This is a genomic window from Bacillus sp. AFS098217, assembly GCF_002551815.1.
In the GTDB taxonomy this organism is placed as follows: domain Bacteria; phylum Bacillota; class Bacilli; order Bacillales; family Bacillaceae_G; genus Bacillus_A.
Genome location: NZ_NVPR01000050.1, coordinates 1 through 17,576 on the forward strand (window position 1 = coordinate 1; position 17,576 = coordinate 17,576).

The 17,576-nt window shown below is 37.7% G+C and carries 16 protein-coding genes; all 16 read right to left on the minus strand.

Annotation, left to right across the window (positions count from 1 at the left end):
* Positions 1 to 330 precede the first annotated feature (330 nt).
* The 16 genes from lysS to spoIIE all read right to left on the minus strand — a co-directional run bounded on the left by lysS (position 331) and on the right by spoIIE (position 17,550).
* Entirely contained in the window at positions 331 to 1,824 is a 1,494-nt protein-coding gene (lysS, locus tag COO03_RS13835) for a lysine--tRNA ligase (protein ID WP_097897727.1), read from the minus strand.
* A gap of 163 nt (positions 1,825 to 1,987) precedes the next feature.
* Positions 1,988 to 2,986: a tRNA dihydrouridine synthase DusB gene (dusB, locus tag COO03_RS13840; RefSeq protein ID WP_097897728.1), complete on the minus strand. Its 999-nt coding sequence runs from the start codon at positions 2,984 to 2,986 to the stop codon at positions 1,988 to 1,990.
* 23 nt (positions 2,987 to 3,009) lie between these two features.
* The gene (locus tag COO03_RS13845; RefSeq protein WP_002009706.1) at positions 3,010 to 3,213 is read right to left on the minus strand and encodes a helix-turn-helix domain-containing protein; all 204 of its coding nucleotides are present in this window, start codon (positions 3,211 to 3,213) and stop codon (positions 3,010 to 3,012) included.
* A complete protein-coding gene (gene folK / locus COO03_RS13850; RefSeq protein WP_097897729.1) occupies positions 3,165 to 3,680 on the minus strand; it encodes a 2-amino-4-hydroxy-6-hydroxymethyldihydropteridine diphosphokinase in 516 nt (171 codons plus the stop codon). The genes COO03_RS13845 and folK overlap by 49 nt, the downstream gene beginning before the upstream one ends.
* Entirely contained in the window at positions 3,677 to 4,039 is a 363-nt protein-coding gene (gene folB / locus COO03_RS13855) for a dihydroneopterin aldolase (protein WP_097897730.1), read from the minus strand. The genes folK and folB overlap by 4 nt, the downstream gene beginning before the upstream one ends.
* Complete coding sequence (folP, locus tag COO03_RS13860) at positions 4,040 to 4,900, minus strand: dihydropteroate synthase (RefSeq protein WP_141523162.1); 861 nt, start codon at positions 4,898 to 4,900, stop codon at positions 4,040 to 4,042.
* On the minus strand, positions 4,875 to 5,747 hold the full coding sequence (gene pabC, locus COO03_RS13865) for an aminodeoxychorismate lyase (RefSeq protein ID WP_097897731.1): 873 nt from the start codon (positions 5,745 to 5,747) through the stop codon (positions 4,875 to 4,877). Before pabC ends, folP begins: the two co-directional genes overlap by 26 nt.
* Entirely contained in the window at positions 5,741 to 6,328 is a 588-nt protein-coding gene (gene pabA, locus COO03_RS13870) for an aminodeoxychorismate/anthranilate synthase component II (RefSeq protein ID WP_097897732.1), read from the minus strand. The genes pabC and pabA overlap by 7 nt, the downstream gene beginning before the upstream one ends.
* Positions 6,329 to 6,333: 5 nt before the next feature.
* Positions 6,334 to 7,731 carry an anthranilate synthase component I gene (gene trpE / locus COO03_RS13875; protein WP_097897733.1) on the minus strand — a complete coding sequence of 466 codons (1,398 nt, stop codon included), beginning with the start codon at positions 7,729 to 7,731 and terminating at the stop codon, positions 6,334 to 6,336.
* A 222-nt stretch (positions 7,732 to 7,953) separates the two neighbouring features.
* The gene (gene cysK / locus COO03_RS13880) at positions 7,954 to 8,877 is read right to left on the minus strand and encodes a cysteine synthase A (RefSeq protein ID WP_097897734.1); all 924 of its coding nucleotides are present in this window, start codon (positions 8,875 to 8,877) and stop codon (positions 7,954 to 7,956) included.
* A gap of 119 nt (positions 8,878 to 8,996) precedes the next feature.
* Entirely contained in the window at positions 8,997 to 9,872 is an 876-nt protein-coding gene (gene hslO / locus COO03_RS13885) for a redox-regulated molecular chaperone HslO (RefSeq protein ID WP_097897735.1), read from the minus strand.
* Positions 9,873 to 9,878: 6 nt separating this feature from the next.
* Positions 9,879 to 10,667: a type III pantothenate kinase gene (locus COO03_RS13890; protein ID WP_097897736.1), complete on the minus strand. Its 789-nt coding sequence runs from the start codon at positions 10,665 to 10,667 to the stop codon at positions 9,879 to 9,881.
* A gap of 216 nt (positions 10,668 to 10,883) precedes the next feature.
* Positions 10,884 to 12,803, minus strand: coding sequence for an ATP-dependent zinc metalloprotease FtsH (ftsH, locus tag COO03_RS13895; RefSeq protein ID WP_097897737.1), 1,920 nt, complete (start codon positions 12,801 to 12,803; stop codon positions 10,884 to 10,886).
* An 85-nt stretch (positions 12,804 to 12,888) separates the two neighbouring features.
* Positions 12,889 to 13,431 carry a hypoxanthine phosphoribosyltransferase gene (gene hpt, locus COO03_RS13900; RefSeq protein ID WP_000981837.1) on the minus strand — a complete coding sequence of 181 codons (543 nt, stop codon included), beginning with the start codon at positions 13,429 to 13,431 and terminating at the stop codon, positions 12,889 to 12,891.
* Positions 13,428 to 14,858, minus strand: coding sequence for a tRNA lysidine(34) synthetase TilS (gene tilS, locus COO03_RS13905; protein WP_097897738.1), 1,431 nt, complete (start codon positions 14,856 to 14,858; stop codon positions 13,428 to 13,430). The genes hpt and tilS overlap by 4 nt, the downstream gene beginning before the upstream one ends.
* 217 nt (positions 14,859 to 15,075) lie before the next feature.
* Positions 15,076 to 17,550, minus strand: a complete 2,475-nt coding sequence (gene spoIIE, locus COO03_RS13910; protein ID WP_141523163.1) for a stage II sporulation protein E — start codon at positions 17,548 to 17,550, stop codon at positions 15,076 to 15,078.
* Positions 17,551 to 17,576 lie beyond the last annotated feature (26 nt).

The following is a 17,576-nucleotide window of genomic DNA, read 5'->3' on the forward strand; positions in this document are numbered from 1 at the left end:
TTTCAGAGAACTCGTTTGCCACCGGAGCGACTTTACTAATATAACATTTCGTTATATTTTCGTCAACAACTTTTTTTATTTAAAAAGTTGTTTTTCATTTGTTTCTTGCGTTGCCTTTCGTGACAACGAATATAAATATACCAGCTAATTTATTAAAATGCAATAGTTTTTTTACAAAATTTTTAACCTAGTAAAAAAGTATAAAAACAGTATCAATCTCCTATATAAAGATACCTTCCTTCTATATAATAATGAGCAATTCTAAATTCACCATATACAAACACAGAGTAACAAAAAGAAAAGCTTTGGAGAAATCTCCAAAGCTTAGTCTTACTTATGACGCATTGCTGGGAATAACAGTACGTCACGAATAGATGGTGCATTTGTTAATAGCATAACAAGGCGATCAATACCAATCCCTAATCCACCTGTAGGAGGCATACCATACTCAAGAGCTTCGATATAATCATCGTCCATCATATGAGCTTCATCATTACCTTGTTCACGCTCTTTTAATTGAGCCTCAAAACGTTCTTTTTGATCGATCGGATCATTTAATTCTGTGAATGCATTTGCATGCTCACGAGCAACAATGAATAATTCGAAACGGTCTGTAAATCGTGGATCTTCATCATTCTTTTTCGCAAGTGGAGAAATTTCCACTGGGTGACCATAGATAAATGTAGGTTGAATTAATTTTTCTTCTACTTTTTGTTCGAAGAATTCATTAATAATATGACCAACTTCCATTGTATCTTTAATTTCCACACCATGTTCTTTCGCTAATGCACGTGCTTCCTCCACGCTCATCGGGCTCCAGAAATCTGCTCCAGAATATTGTTTAATTGCGTCTACCATATGAAGACGTGTCCATTCTGGCTCTAAATTAATTTCTTGCTCACCGTACTGAATTGTTGTCGTACCTAGTACTTGTTTTGCGATATGAGCAATCATATTTTCTGTTAGTTTCATAATATCTTTATAGTCAGCATACGCTTCATATAATTCAATCATTGTAAATTCAGGGTTATGACGTGTTGATACACCTTCATTACGGAATACACGGCCGATTTCGTATACTTTCTCTAAACCACCTACAATAAGGCGCTTTAAGTGTAACTCAATCGCAATACGCATATATAATTCCATATCTAACGCATTATGATGTGTAATGAATGGACGAGCAGATGCCCCACCAGCAATCGCATGCATCATTGGTGTTTCTACTTCAAGGTAACCATTGTCATCTAAGTATCTTCTCATTTCGCGAATGATTTTACTACGAGTAACGAATGTTTCACGGCTCTCCATACTCGTGATTAAATCTAGGTAACGTTGACGGTAACGCTGTTCAACGTCTTTCAATCCATGGTATTTATCTGGAAGTGGACGAAGAGATTTCGTTAATAGTGTAAATCCTGTTGCTTTTACTGAAAGCTCTCCTACATTTGTTTTGAAAACTTTCCCTTCAATCCCTACTAAGTCACCTAAGTCAGCTGTCTTAAACAATTCATATTGCTCATCTCCAACAGCATCTTTACGAACATAGATTTGAACTTGTCCATGTAAGTCTTGGATATGCGCAAAACCCGCTTTCCCTTTACCGCGTTTCGTCATAATACGACCAGCGATAGAAACAGAGATTTCTTTCTCTTCTAATTCTTCTTTAGAGAATTCTTCATACAAGCTTAGTAATTCTTTCGTTGAATTTGTACGTTCAAAACGTTTACCAAACGGATCGATACCTTGTTCACGTAAGCTATGTAACTTCTCGCGACGAACAAGCAATTGGTCGTTTAATTCTTCGTGGTTCATGTTATCCATGGTATTGATATCACTCCAGCTCTATTAAATTTTACAATATATACAGTATATCATTTTCTACCCAACTAGAAAAACTGCCAGCAAGTAACTGGCAGTTCTTCTTTCTTTCACGTAATTATAGGAAGTGAACGAGAGAATGTCAATCATCCCCTCTCACTTCCTCTTAACCAACATGAATTGTTTTTTGTTTCGCTTCTACCTCTTCTACAAATGCACCTAATAAAGAAGCAAGGTCTTGACGTGTATTAGAAGTATTAATCGCATTACGTACTCCCGCATTACCACGAACACCTTTTAAGTACCAAGCTGCATGCTTTCTCATTTCTCTCACTGCAATATCTTCGTTCTTTAAATCAATAAGGCGATCTAAGTGCAGCATACATACATCAATTTTCTCACGCACTGTCGGTTCTGGCATTAATTCTCCTGTTTCTAAATACTTTACCGTACGATAAATCATCCATGGATTACCAAGAGCTGCACGGCCAATCATAACACCATCTACACCAACTTCATCAAGCATACGTTTTGCATCTTGAGGAGTTTCTACGTCACCATTTCCGATAACCGGGATATTTACAGATTGTTTTACTTGTTTAATAATATCCCAATCCGCTTTCCCTTCATACATCTGTACACGTGTACGTCCATGAACCGCTACCGCCTGGCCTCCTGCACGTTCAACAGCTCTAGCGTTTTCAATTGCAAAAATGTGGTCTTCATCCCAGCCGATACGCATTTTAACTGTAACTGGCTTTTCAACAGCATCCACGACTGCCGCAACCATTTCATATACTTTATTTGGATCTAAAAGCCATTTCGCCCCCGCATCACACTTTGTAATCTTCGGAACTGGGCAACCCATATTAATATCAATAATATCCGCTGTTGTATTCTTATCTACATATTTCGCAGCACCAACAAGCGTTTCTTTCTCACCGCCAAAAATTTGTAAACTTAGCGGTTTCTCTCTCTCATCGATATATAACATATCTAATGTTTTTTGGTTATTAAATAAAATCGCCTTATCACTTACCATTTCAGCACATACTAGACCTGCACCAAATTCCTTTACCGTTAAACGGAATGCAGAATTACACACTCCTGCCATCGGTGCTAGTACAACTGGATTCTTCATCTCAATGTTTGCAATCTTTAACACTTGACTATCACCTTCCTTTATCCTCACTTTGGCATTAATTCGTCTATTGAAACATTTAATGTCTTCGCAACTTCTACAACGAAATCTTGAGAAGGTGATCTATTTCCTCTCTCAACTTCTCCTAAAACCGATACAGATACCCCTAATTCTTTCGCAAAACCTTCCTGCGTATAACCTTTTAACTTCCGAAAAGCACGAATGCGTCTTCCCCATTTTTCTGCTTCCATACCGTTACTCCCTCTCGCCTTTTCATTTCTTCTACTTGTGAACGTGAAATGTTTTGTTTTATATCTTGATTAATCTCTAACAACGGAACGATAACAAAAGCTCTTTCAAACATCCGCGGATGCGGAACAATAAGATTCTCTGCTTCAATATTTTCTTGATTATAGAGTAAAATGTCAAGGTCAATGGTTCGTGGCCCCCACCTAATTCCCCTTTTTCTTCCTAAGTCAACCTCAACGTTTTGCGTTACTTTCAATAATTCTTGCGGCAATAAATTGGTAGAAATTTTTATAACTAGATTTAAAAAACGATTTTGATCTGTATACCCAACTGGATCCGTTTCATATACGGAAGAAACATCCTCAACCTGAATATGAGAATTGTTATTTAACAACTCAATTGCTTGAGTTAAATAAGTATAACGATCACCGATATTTGATCCTAGTGCAACGTACGCTATATTTTTCATGGTCGCTCTCTCGTGATTTCTACCGCTACAGCACGATAATGTCCTGGTATCGGCGGATCTGGCTTAATAACCTTTACTGTACAACGCGAAATACTTACATACTGCTTTAATATGTTTGCAGCTATATTTTCCGCAATACTTTCTACCAGTTTATATGTTTGATCCTCCACAACTTGTCGGCACAGTTCAAAAAGCTCTCCATAGTTTACGGAATGCTCCAAGTTGTCACTCTCACCCGCTGGCTTCAAATCTAGCTCTACCGTCAAATCTACCTTAAATCGTTGCCCTAGTTTATTCTCTTCTGGAAATACCCCATGATAACCGTAAAACTCCATGTCATGGATATAAATTTTATCCAATCACTTTACCCCCTTACCGAGCATCGCGTCCATCATCTTCGCCATACGCGCCATTTCTTTTACGTCATGAACACGTATCATTTCACAGCCTTTTTCAATCCCAAGACAAATTGACGCCCCTGTCCCCTCTACACGTTCCTCTACCGGTAAATCTAAAACATGACCGATAAATGATTTTCTTGAAGTTGCAAGAAGAACCGGATATCCTAATACATTTAGTTGTTCTAAATTACGCATCGCTTCTAAATTTTGTTCAGGTGTCTTTGCAAAGCCAATACCTGGGTCTAAAATAATATTTTCATCACGTACACCTGCGTCTTTTGCAATTTTAACACTCTCATATAAATCCGCAATCATATCAGCCATCAAATTGCGGTAATTTGTATTGTCACGATTATGCATTAAAATAATCGGTACATTATAATGTGCCGCAACTTCTGCAATCTTCGGTTCCGCCTTCGCTCCCCAAACATCATTAATAATATGAGCCCCCGCTTCAATTGCTTGCTTTGCAACTTCCGCTTTATACGTATCAATAGAAATAGGCAGTTTCACCTCTCTTGAAACCGCTTGAATCATCGGAATTACACGCTCTAACTCCTCTTCTACCGAAACTTTCGCAAAGCCAGGACGAGTCGATTCACCGCCAATATCAATGATATCAGCCCCACTACTTGCCATTTCTTTCGCATGACGAACAGCTGTTTCTACCTCGTTATAGTTTCCACCATCCGAGAATGAATCTGGCGTCACATTCAAAATCCCCATAATTAATGTTTTCTCATTTAAATTTAATGTATATTCGCCGCAGCGCAAATCATAATTCCACTTCAAACTATATATCTCCTCTCTGCAATTCATTTCGGCTCCAAAGATTTTCTCTATGCATTTCATATACATGCATTAGTTCCCTTGTAACCTCACCCTCTTTACCCGGGAAATCTCTTCCTTCAATATGACGAAGCGGGACAATTTCTTGAACAGAATTTGTTACAAACACTTCATCTGCCGAAAGCAACTCACCTTTCGTAAAGAAGCCTTCCTTCACTTGTATATTTAACATTTCAGCAATCCTTATAATAAAAGCACGAGTGATCCCGTTTAAAATTCCCGTTTCAAGCGATGGTGTATATAAAATACTCTCTTTCACAAAAAAGAGATTCGAAACAATCCCCTCAGCTACATAACCTGCTTCAGTAAAGAAAATCCCTTCTTTACTCACAACATTTCCAATTTCACGTTTTCCTAAAATGTTATTTAAATAATGATGGGACTTTAAACGAAAGGCTCCTTCCGGCGTATTCCGAGCTTGATTCAAAATAACGCCTTCCTTTTCTACCACTGCACCTGAAGCGGCTAATGGTTTTATAAATACAATAACAGACGGCTCTTCGTATACCCCTGTTTGTAAGCCTATTTCATCTATACCAGCCGATACATTGAAGCGAACATATGCATGGTCGAGCCCATTCCTTTCGAGTAGTTCCTGCAAAATACGAAGCACATCATCTTTCGTCAGCTTCCACTCAATTTGCAATGCAGAAAGAGCATCCATTAAACGTTCATAATGATCATCTAATAAAAATGGATGACCATTATAAATACGGAATGTCTCGAAAACCCCCAGTCCATATAAATATCCATGATCATAAGGAGAGATTTTTGCCTCACTAGCTTCTACATACGTACCATTCACATAAATTAACATGATGATACACTCGGGCTGTAACTCCGAATAAAGTTTTGTAATAATTCTTTCCCATGTGAAGTCATAATGGATTCTGGATGAAACTGTACTCCTTCGATTGGCAATGTCTTATGACGTAGTGCCATAATCTCTCCTTCTTCTGTCCAAGATGTCACTTCTAAACATTCCGGCAATGTTTCTTTTTTGACAATAAGAGAATGGTAACGCGTTGCTGTAAATGGATTTGGAATTTCCGAGAAAATTGTTTTTCCATCATGATACATTGGCGATGTTTTTCCATGCATTAAACGTTCTGCACGAACAACATCACCTCCAAATACTTGCGCAATGGATTGATGACCTAGGCACACGCCAAAAATAGGAATCTTCCCTGCGAAATATTTAATAACATCCATACTTATACCAGCTTCATTCGGACTACAAGGCCCTGGTGAAATCATTAAAAAATCTGGTTTCATTTGTTCAATATCTGAAATTGTAATTTCATCATTACGTTTAACAACAAGCTCTTGTCCAAGTTCTCCAAGAAACTGCACTAAATTAAATGTAAAAGAATCATAATTATCAATCATCAATATCATTTCTCTCACCTAACCGTTTCTTCGCTGCTTTCTTTTGCACGCCATAAGGCAATTGCTTTTTTCAACGACTCTTTATACTCATTTTCCGGATTTGAATCAATTACAATTCCTGCTCCAGCCTGTACATATGCTTGACCGTCTTTTGCAAGTAGCGTCCGAATTACAATATTTAATTCCATATCCCCTGAATAGCCAATCCATCCAATTGATCCTGTATAGATACCACGCCTTACTGGTTCCAGTTCCTCTATAATTTCCATCGTGCGAATTTTCGGGGCACCTGTGATTGTCCCACCAGGAAATACTGCTCTCACTAAATCGAAAGCATCCTTATTTTCTCGGACCTCACCGCGAACATTTGAAACGATATGCATAACATGCGAGTATTTTTCAATTACCATGAATTCATCCACTTCAACAGTTCCATACTTACAAACTCGTCCTAAATCATTTCGTTCTAAATCAACGAGCATCACATGTTCTGCTCGTTCCTTTTCATTTTCAATCAGCTCTTTCGCTAAACTTTCATCTTCTTGTTCATTTTTCCCACGAGAACGCGTCCCTGCAATCGGTCTAGTACTTACTTGGCTTCCTTGTTTTTTAATTAATAATTCTGGCGAGCCGCTAACAATTTGAAAATCTCCAAGTTCTAAATATCCCATATATGGTGATGGATTAATTTCACGAAGGTTCGTATAAATTTCAAACGGATGTGTTTGTAATGTTTTCTCCTGCCTTGTAGACAGGTTTACTTGAAACACATCTCCGGCCCCAATGTATTCTTGAATACGCTGAACAGCTTTCATAAATCCTTCTTCTGTAAAAGCTACCGCTTCATTTCTATTTTCAGGACATTCAAATGGTATTTTAACTTCAGGAGCTTCCTTCATCCAAAGACTCTTCCATTCATTTAAACGCCTTTCTGCGTCTTCACGTTCATCTATATAATGTGTAATAATCCATAGTACTTTCTCTTGTTGATCATACACAAACACGTCATCAAATAATAAAAAGAATATATCAGGTATATCCACATCATCCTCCGCGAAGGAAGGAAGCTTCTCAATATAACGTATACAGTCATAACTAAAATACCCGATTGCACCACCTTGAAATGGCGGATAATCTGGATTATGATTCGTTTCCCATCGTTCCATATACGTTTGCATTAAGTCTAATGGATTTCCTCGTTTTATTGTTTCCTTACCGCTCTCACTTATATATAACGTTTCATTCTTCCCCTGAATCACCGCTACAGGATCGAGCCCCGCGATACTATAGCGACCTCCACGTCCACTTTCTAACAAAATATGTTGATTCTTATTCTGAGAAAGAAACTTATACTGCTTAAAAAAATCTAAATGATATGGAATAGAAAGCGCTAAAGATTTTCTTTGCTGCATATCAACACCCCGTCTTCTTTTATCCCACTCCCTTAGACTAATCATCCTAAATCATAGATGGTTAGTATGAAATAATTGTCCTTGAGAGCTTGTGAAAATAATTTAACTTTACTACTATTTATTTTACATGAAGTTTTCTAGTCATTCACTCTTTTCCTATTTTCAAACGAAAAAAGAACAAGCATCCCTTTTTCAGAAATGCTTGTTCTCGAACATATGAGATTATGATTCAAATTGATAAAGTGGTGTACTTAAATAACGTTCACCATTACTCGGGATAATAACAAGTACCTTTTTCCCTTTACCTAATTTTTTTGCCACTTCTGTCGCAGCATAAATAACGGCGCCTGAAGAGATACCAACTAAAATCCCTTCTTCACAAGCTACTTTTCTTGCATATTCAAACGCTTGCTCTGTTTTCACTTGAATGATTTCATCATATATTTCTACATCCAATGTCTCAGGAACAAATCCTGCCCCAATACCTTGGATCTTATGTGGACCTGGTTTTCCGCCAGATAACACTGGAGAATCCGCAGGTTCTACCGCATAAATTTTAATGTCTTTATATGTTTCTTTTAACACCTCACCAGCGCCCGTAATCGTTCCACCAGTACCGATACCAGCGATAAATGCATCTAATTGATCACCCATTTGTTCAACAATTTCTGGCCCTGTTGTTAAGCGATGAATTTCTGGGTTCGCCGGATTTTGGAATTGTTGCGGTATAAAGTAACCATGCTCTTTTGCTAATTCAGTTGCTTTACGAATTGCACCGCCCATTCCTTCAGCCCCTGGAGTCAATACTAATTCAGCGCCATAAGCACGCAATAAATTACGACGTTCAATACTCATCGTTTCTGGCATTACTAGAATTGCTTTATATCCTTTTGCAGCTGCTACCATCGCTAAACCAATCCCTGTGTTACCACTTGTTGGCTCAATGATTGTATCGCCTTCTTTTAATAACCCTTTTTGCTCAGCAGCTTCGATCATTGCTAATGCAATACGATCTTTTACGCTACTTCCAGGATTCATAAATTCTAATTTTAAGTATATATCTGCGCTGTCTTGTTCTACGATGCGGTTCAACTTAACGATCGGCGTTTTCCCGATTAATTCTGAAACTGACTGTGCCACTCGCATTCCTGTCACTCCTAACACCGAGTATTTTTATTGGTTTTATCTATATTTCGATTTTGTCAGAAAATTCCTTGTTTGTCAATCTATTTGGATGATTGATTAACCATTACTAATGGTTATTATTACAGGCCTTCAATTAGGTTTGTAATATCTTCTTTAGAAAACTTATATCGTTCATTACAGAAATGACAATGCACTTCTGTTTCATCTTCTTCCTCACGAACTTGTTCCAATTCTTTTTTACCTAGACTAATTAACACACTTTCGATGCGCTCGCGTGAACATGTACAATTGAATTGAACATCCATCGTTTCTAACACTTTCACTTTGTCTTCCCCTAGTACTTCATATAGCAATTCTTCTGGTGAAAGACCTTGTTCAATTAATTTTGAAACCGGTGGGATTTTTTGTAGACGTTCTTCAATATATGAAATGGTCTCTTCCTGTGCCCCTGGCATAATTTGCAGAATAAATCCACCAGCTGCCAATATACTGTCATCCCCATTCACAAGGACACCAACCCCAACAGAAGAAGGTGTTTGCTCAGAAACAGCAAAATAATACGTAAAGTCTTCTCCTAATTCTCCCGAAACAATTGGGGACTGCCCGATAAACGGTTCACGCATACCAATGTCTTTAATTACTGTTAAAAACCCTTCTGTACCCACTGCCTGATATACACGTAATTTCCCCTGCTCCGTCGCTTCAAAATCAACATGCGGATTTGTTACATACCCACGCACATCCCCATTTGCATGAGCATCCACTAAGATTGGACCAAGCGGACCATTACCTTCTACCTTAATTGTTAGTTTCTGATCACCTTTTAACATAGCTCCCATCATTGCACCAGCTGTTAACGAACGGCCAAGTGCTGCAGAAGCAGTTCTCCACGTATCATGACGTCTTTGCGCCTCACTTACTGTATTTGTTGTACGCACACTATACGCACGAACTTCTCCATCAAACGCTAACGCTTTTACTAAATAATCTTTCATACTGATTTATTCACCCTTCTCATGTTGTAAATTTGCATTACGTTCATATAGCATATGCAAACCTTTTAATGTTAAGAATGGATCCACAATATCAATTACATTAGATTCTTCTGCAATTAACTTCGCTAATCCACCGGTTGCAATAACTGTCGGTTCTTGTTTAGCTTCTTCTTTCATGCGCTTCACAATACCTTCCACTTGCCCAACATATCCATAAAGAATGCCTGCTTGCATTGCACTTACTGTATTTTTCCCAACAATACTACTTGGTTTTGTAATTTCAATACGAGGAAGCTTTGCAGCCCTACTGTATAAAGCTTCTGCTGAAATCATAATACCTGGTGTAATTACACCGCCCATATAATGCTTATCCTCATTAATATAGCAATATGTAGTAGCTGTACCAAAATCAACAATAATAAGCGGACTTCCATATAATTGAATACCAGCTACAGCATTTACAATACGGTCCGCCCCAACTTCACGTGGATTTTCGTATTTAATATTTAAACCCGTTTTTATTCCTGGCCCTACTACAAGGGGCTTAATTTTGAAGTACTTTTCACACATGCGCTCTAAAGCAAACATAATTGGCGGTACAACCGAAGAAACAATAATTCCTTTCACATCCTGAAAAGAAAGACCTTCATGCTCAAGTAATTGTTTCACTAACATACCGTACTCATCTTCCGTTTTATGACGATCTGTTTCCATACGCCAATGCTGGCGAAGCTTCCCCTCTTCGAACACACCAAGCACCGCATTTGTATTCCCTACATCCAATACAAAAATCATATTCTCACCACTTATCTTATTTAATCTATATTTGTGCAATATGTACAAAACTTATAATGCCATCATATCATACATACCTATATAATCAGGTTTTCCATCTTTATCATTTTACAAAAAGATTGTTCACTATTTCAATTTTTAATGCAAGGAGAATGCAAATTTATATCACATACAAGTGCACAAGTCCTTCAACATAGAAAAAAGGAGTGACTATTGTCACTCCTTTGTTTCTTCCTTATCCTCTGCGTTTTCATCATCTTTTTTCATTGTGATGTTCACTTTCACATCACCTTCAGAAGATTTTTTACGCTCAGGTAAAGTTCCATGCTCATATAAATGATTGATTTGCTCTGCATCTAACGTTTCTACTTCAAGTAACGTTTTTGCGATAATGTCGAGCTTATCTCGTTTTTCAGTAAGAATTTGTTTTGCACGAGCATAACATTCTTTCATAATGTTTTGCATTTCTACATCAATGTCATGTGCAATTGCATCACTGTAGTTTTGCTCTGAATGGAAGTCTCTTCCTAAGAACACTTGACCTCCTTGTGAGCTACCAAATTGCATTGGACCAAGTTTGTCACTCATACCAAACTCCGTTACCATGCGTCTAGCGATACCAGTCGCACGTTGGAAGTCATTATGAGCTCCTGTACTTACTTCTCCAAATACAATTTCCTCAGCTACGCGGCCGCCAAGTAAGCCAGTGATTTTATCAAGCAATTCTGGTTTCGTCATAAAGTAACGGTCTTCTTTTGGAAGCATTACTGCATACCCGCCAGCTTGCCCACGAGGGACAATTGTTACTTTATGAACGATATCGGCCTCATCGAGGACAACACCAATTACAGTGTGGCCTGCTTCATGGAATGCAACGATATTACGTTCTTTTTCAGAAATAACACGACTCTTCTTAGCAGGACCTGCAATAACACGATCCGTCGCTTCATCGATATCAGACATGTCAATTTTCTTCTTATCTTGACGCGCAGCTACTAGCGCAGCTTCATTTAATAAGTTTTCAAGATCTGCACCAGAGAATCCTGGTGTACGAGTTGCAATTGCTCGTAAGTTAATATCCTCATCGAGCGGCTTATTACGAGCGTGGACTTTCAGTACTGCTTCACGTCCATTTACATCTGGACGATCCACTGTAATCTGACGGTCAAAACGTCCCGGACGTAATAACGCTGGGTCAAGGATATCAGGACGGTTTGTTGCAGCGATGATAATAATACCTTCGTTTGCACCGAATCCATCCATTTCAACAAGAAGTTGGTTCAGCGTTTGCTCACGCTCATCGTGACCACCACCAAGGCCTGCGCCACGTTGACGACCCACTGCGTCAATTTCATCAATGAAAATGATACAAGGAGCATTTTTCTTCGCATTTTCAAATAGATCACGTACACGGGAAGCACCGACACCGACAAACATCTCTACGAAATCAGAACCACTAATAGAGAAGAACGGAACGCCTGCTTCACCTGCAACAGCACGTGCAAGTAATGTTTTACCTGTACCTGGAGGTCCAACTAATAGGACACCCTTCGGAATACGGGCACCAACTTCAGCAAACTTACGAGGGTCTTTTAAGAATTCAACTACCTCAACAAGTTCTTGTTTCTCTTCGTCTGCTCCAGCTACATCTCTGAAGCGTACTTTTTTCTTTTCATCATTGTATAACTTCGCCTTACTTTTCCCAAAGTTCATAACACGGCTACCACCGCCCTGCGCTTGGTTCATTAAGAAGAAGAATAAAATGAAGATAATGACAAACGGAATGATAGAAGTAAAGAATGTTACCCAAGCACTTGTTTCCTCTGCTGGTTGGTACTTCACCTCTACGCCTTGCGCTTTATCATTAATTTTCTTTTGTAATTCTTCAGTATTTGGTGCATAAGTAACAAATTGTTCATCCTTACTAGCAGTACTGAATTGTCCCTTTACTTCAAACACACCATTTTTCGGTTGAAGCTGCACATTGTGCACTTCACCTTTTTCAAGTTTAGTAATGAATTTATCGTAGCTAACTGATGTCGTTTTTTGCGTCGAACCATTAAAATAGCTCACGATTCCAATTACTACTAAGAATATCAGTAAATAAAAGATGGTATTACGGAAGATACGATTCATTCCTAACCTCCTCTCACGGCATAAACACTATAGTAAATCGTAACATAAAAAAACTTTCCTATACAATTATAACGCCTGTATTTAATTAATTTGAGTAAACGCTTGGTTTTAATACTCCTACATAAGGAAGGTTACGGTATTGTTCCTTATAATCTAAACCATATCCTACAACAAATTCATGAGGAACAGTGAATCCAACATAATCTGCTTTTAGGTCTACTTTTCGACCAGTTGGCTTATCTAGTAGTGTAACAATTTTTACAGATTTCGCTTTACGATATTTAAACAGGTCTACTAAGTAGCTTAATGTAAGACCACTATCAATAATATCCTCAACGATTAAAATATCACGACCTTCTACAGAAGTATCAAGGTCTTTTAAAATCTTTACCTCACCTGTTGAAACTGTAGAATGACCATAGCTAGACACAGCCATAAAATCCATTTCAAGATATGTATCTGTTCTCTTTAATAAGTCTGCCATAAATGGCATTGCACCTTTTAATACACCAATTGCAAGAGGTACTGTATTTTTGTAATCCTCTGCAATGATTGCACCTAGCTCGTGCACCTTTTCTTGTATTTGCTCTTCAGAAATTAATACTTTTTCGATATCTTGATTCATCATTTCATTATCCTCCCGGAAGACTCCTTGCTTTTGTAGTGAATAATCATATATTTATCCTTATTTGCTGTTTCTTGCGAAATAGCAAATGCAGATCGTTTCAACAAGGGAACCCAAATAATATTTCCACTTGCATCACAAACAATCGGCCACTCTTCTCTTTTTTCTTTTGGCACTTTTGCTTCGATAAAAATAGCTTTTATCTTTTTCGTACCACTCATACCTTGTATTGACATGCGATCTCCATTTTCCCGAGAGCGAATAAGAAGAGGATATGATATATCATTATACTTAGCAACAAATACCGTTTCATTCATGTTACTTGGTATCTCCTCATTTATTTCTGCTATAATCTTATCTCCATTCGCTAATGTAACTGCTCCTGGCACTGATAAAACTTGCGAAAAAGGGAAAACAATTTCTTGCTTAAATCGGAAACTACATTCTTCATATGTACGAACAATTTTCAAACCTTCAGGGAAATCAAGTGAACCTGATGGCTGTGTTCGTTTAAAAAATGCAATTACTTTGTCAATATGTATAGAAGAAAGCGAAGACGGAATCTTATATTCATAAAGATAGTTTAATATTAGTTGAATCCCTCTCCTTTGTAAAGGCATAGACATGGATTCAAAGACAGGAATTGATAAGACGATATGTTTGTTACTTTTTTTTGTAATTACTTTATTCATCTTTTCAAAAGCTAATTCCTGCAAATATGCCTCATCCTCTTGCATAAGCATACTAAATTTTTGAAATCGCTCATGCACATGAGGATTTTCTTCTTTTAAATAAGGAAGAACATATTTGCGTAATCGATTCCTCGTATATATTTCTTTTTCGTTACTCGGATCCATACGCGGTATGATTCCTAAGCTATTGCAGTAATTAACAATCTCTTCCTTTGTTACCGCCAATAACGGCCTAATTAAATATCCATTATGAAAAGGACGCTTCACAGCAATTCCCGCATATCCTTTCGGAGTGCTTCCTCGTACAAGACGCATCAAAATCGTCTCTACTTGATCATCTCCATGATGTCCAAGAGCTACATACGGTGCATCATATTTCTTCATTATTCTTTCCAAAAAGGCATATCGGCATTCTCTAGCAGCCACCTGTGCATTCATTCCATATTGCTGTTGATATTGCGATACATTAATTCTTATTGTTTCGCAAATAACCCCAATCTCCTGGCAAAGATTTTCTACAAATCGTAAGTCTTCATAGGATTCATCTCCTCTAAACATATGATCCACATGTGCGACTACAATTTTCAATTTCTTCTCTTCCCTTTTCTCTAATAAATAATATAAAAGGGCTAAAGAGTCAGGGCCGCCAGAAACTCCTACAACAATTGTCGAATGTTCCTCTAATACATCATGCTGCTTTACAAAATCATCTACTTTTTCAACAAATGTATCTTTCAACTTCGCAATCACCTTTCGTTAAAACCAAACAATAACATAATTTACCTTGCTTATAATGGTACAACTTTTACAAACTTTGTGCAAAAAAAAGGTGTACAAAATTCACATTTTATCTTACATCTCTCCCTATATCTTCATAGGAAGAACGAAACTGCTTCTCTCCATAGAAAAAAAGGCCTAGGAATTACCCTAAGCCTCAGAAATTACGTTAACACTTTTATTGTGCTTGCATACCTACAATTGGAATTGTAGCCCATTTTGGCATATTCTTCTTTACCTTCGCAACGACAATAGTCATATCATCATTGATATATCCATCACCAGAACGAATGACCTCTTCCATAATAATGTCGGCAATTTCTTGTGGATTATCTGTTTGTAGTTCCTTAATTTTACGTTTCATCCACAATTCATGATTTTCTACATGCTGTGCTCCTTCAAAAATCCCATCGCTCATCATAATTAAAATATCCCCTGTTTTTAACTGTTCACCCACAACATCCACTTCAACATCCTCAATAATTCCCATTGGCAAATTACTTGCTTCTATTTTTATAATATTATTTCCGCGTTTTACAAAGCTTGGTGTTGAACCAACCTTCAAAAACTTCGCACTTGCATCCCGTAAATCTACCATAGCTAAATCAAGTGTTGTAAACATTTCTTCTGTCGTTCTCAGAGAAAGAATTGAATTAATAGATTTAATCGCTATCTCTTCATCAATACCGGACTGTAATATTTTTTGCAGTAATTTTACCGTCTCTTTGCTTTCCATATGTGCTCTCTGCCCATTTCCCATCCCATCACTAATTGCAAGAGCATACTTTCCAACACTTAAATCCATCATCGCATATGAATCTCCTGATACAAATCCGCCTCCCTTTGCGGCTGTAGCAAGTCCTGTATCAAGAGAAAACGTTTTTGCAGATCCAAACGATATCATACTATGACCATTCGGATAAGCAGATCGTTCCTCATGTTTCACAACAATATTTTCTTTTAAAATGTCTGAAAGCATTGGCGCGACTAATTTATCACATTCCCCATGCTCATTAGATACTGCTGGAATCATCATTTCAATATCAATATTCCCTCTATCTAAGCAATAAATATCAACGTGCTCAACCTCAACCCCAAAATCCCGGAACGCTTGTAAAATTCGTTCTTCCTGCACTTGGTGATTTTCTCGTTCACGCTGAATTTCTTTTGCGAAATCCTCCATTACTTTCGAAACGCCTAATAATTGTTCCGCAACAATTCTACGATTCTCTCTCATTTGTTTTCGTAATTTTTGCCCTTCATAGAAGTGATCCAATTCGCCAGCTACTAAATCCGTCACTTTTTTCCCTCTGACACAGTGTTTATCCCATTCACGAACCAACTTACGATTATGCTGAAGTGTCCCTTCTTCTGTCTCATTCATAATTTGTTTCATATAGTCATATGTTTTATCAAAGTTCACTACCCAGCATTGATCTTTCTTGAAGCATGTTTGGCATGTCTTCGCTGTAATTGTACTTAAAAATAAATCTGCTTCTGTTTCTCTATCCTCCTCCTCTACATATCCATACACTGAAAAGCTATTAGATAATGCAGAAAATACATTTGCAAACTGATTAATTTTATTTGCTGTAACATCACGCATTCTTCGTAAGTATTGTTGTTGATCATGCGAATGCTCTTGTGTCCCTGGCATAAATTTAGCAATTCGATCCATAATGACCTTTGGTGTTAATAGAAAGAAAATGATTGCCACACCAGATTCGATTAAAGTTATGACGATGCTAGCTTGTTTATCTACATACAACGTAATTAAGCTTGTACCAATCAATAAACCTAAGCTTACCCCAATTCGCTTTCCCTCTTTTAACAATCCACCAAGCAATCCTGAAAAAGCTAATAAGCTAAGTTGAGATAAACTTGCCACATTGGCTAAACTCAATATTAATCCAGTCACAACCCCCACTGTCGAACCAGTAGCTGCCCCTGCGACAAAAGCAAATAATAACACTAAATATCTAGTGAAAATATGTTGAATAGACGCGTCGTAAACAAACCAATCTGTTGTACCAGTTAGTACAGACGCTAGTAATATAATTAAACAAACGATTTCTTCGGTTTCTAATGCTTGCTGTTTCCCTTTTCTTTCTGTTAACAGCGGTACACTTTGTAAAAAAATCATTGTTAATACAAAGCTAAGTCCCGCTTCAATTGTACTTACGAGTAGGTCATACATAGTGACGGTTTGCTGTGCAAAATAAACAACAACAAGATGTGCGGTTAACGCGGAGATAAATACTTGAAATGGTACGAGTCCAACAGTTTTACGTGTGAACCGACTAAAGAAGATATTATAAATGAAGAAAGTAAAGATAGATGCAAAAGTAAAAAGTAAATTGTCTATCGAAACAGAAAGTGCACCACCCATGAGGGCAAGAAATGCAAGCGGCATTTTATCCCGCTTCATTACATAAACGGCAGCAAAAAATGGTAATGCAAACGGTAAAATATTCGTTAATATATATGCTCGTCCCAAAAGAAAACCGATTACAACGATAACAAATCCCCATCTAAAGAAAACATGCTCCAACTTCGCCTTCAATTTGCTTGTCCGCTTTATTGTTCTTAGCTGTCCATCTCCCATCGCTAACGTAGTACCTGTATTCATCGTATTCCTTCCTGCTTTAGGCATATTTTTAACACCACCTGCATAGTTTA

What these genes read in the sequence shown, in the direction of transcription:
- lysS (WP_097897727.1), bottom strand. Translation starts at nt 1,824, where the DNA reads ATGGATAACATGAACCACGAAGAATTAAACGACCAATTGCTTGTTCGT.
- folP (WP_141523162.1), bottom strand. Translation starts at nt 4,900, where the DNA reads ATGAATTGCAGAGAGGAGATATATAGTTTGAAGTGGAATTATGATTTG.
- cysK (WP_097897734.1), bottom strand. Translation starts at nt 8,877, where the DNA reads ATGCGAGTGGCACAGTCAGTTTCAGAATTAATCGGGAAAACGCCGATC.
- COO03_RS13890 (WP_097897736.1), bottom strand. Translation starts at nt 10,667, where the DNA reads ATGATTTTTGTATTGGATGTAGGGAATACAAATGCGGTGCTTGGTGTG.
- hslO (WP_097897735.1), bottom strand. Translation starts at nt 9,872, where the DNA reads ATGAAAGATTATTTAGTAAAAGCGTTAGCGTTTGATGGAGAAGTTCGT.
- pabC (WP_097897731.1), bottom strand. Translation starts at nt 5,747, where the DNA reads ATGTTAATTTATGTGAATGGTACGTATGTAGAAGCTAGTGAGGCAAAA.
- spoIIE (WP_141523163.1), bottom strand. Translation starts at nt 17,550, where the DNA reads ATGCCTAAAGCAGGAAGGAATACGATGAATACAGGTACTACGTTAGCG.
- trpE (WP_097897733.1), bottom strand. Translation starts at nt 7,731, where the DNA reads ATGCAGCAAAGAAAATCTTTAGCGCTTTCTATTCCATATCATTTAGAT.
- hpt (WP_000981837.1), bottom strand. Translation starts at nt 13,431, where the DNA reads ATGATGAATCAAGATATCGAAAAAGTATTAATTTCTGAAGAGCAAATA.
- ftsH (WP_097897737.1), bottom strand. Translation starts at nt 12,803, where the DNA reads ATGAATCGTATCTTCCGTAATACCATCTTTTATTTACTGATATTCTTA.
- pabA (WP_097897732.1), bottom strand. Translation starts at nt 6,328, where the DNA reads ATGATATTGATGATTGATAATTATGATTCTTTTACATTTAATTTAGTG.
- COO03_RS13845 (WP_002009706.1), bottom strand. Translation starts at nt 3,213, where the DNA reads ATGGAAGCAGAAAAATGGGGAAGACGCATTCGTGCTTTTCGGAAGTTA.
- folK (WP_097897729.1), bottom strand. Translation starts at nt 3,680, where the DNA reads ATGAAAAATATAGCGTACGTTGCACTAGGATCAAATATCGGTGATCGT.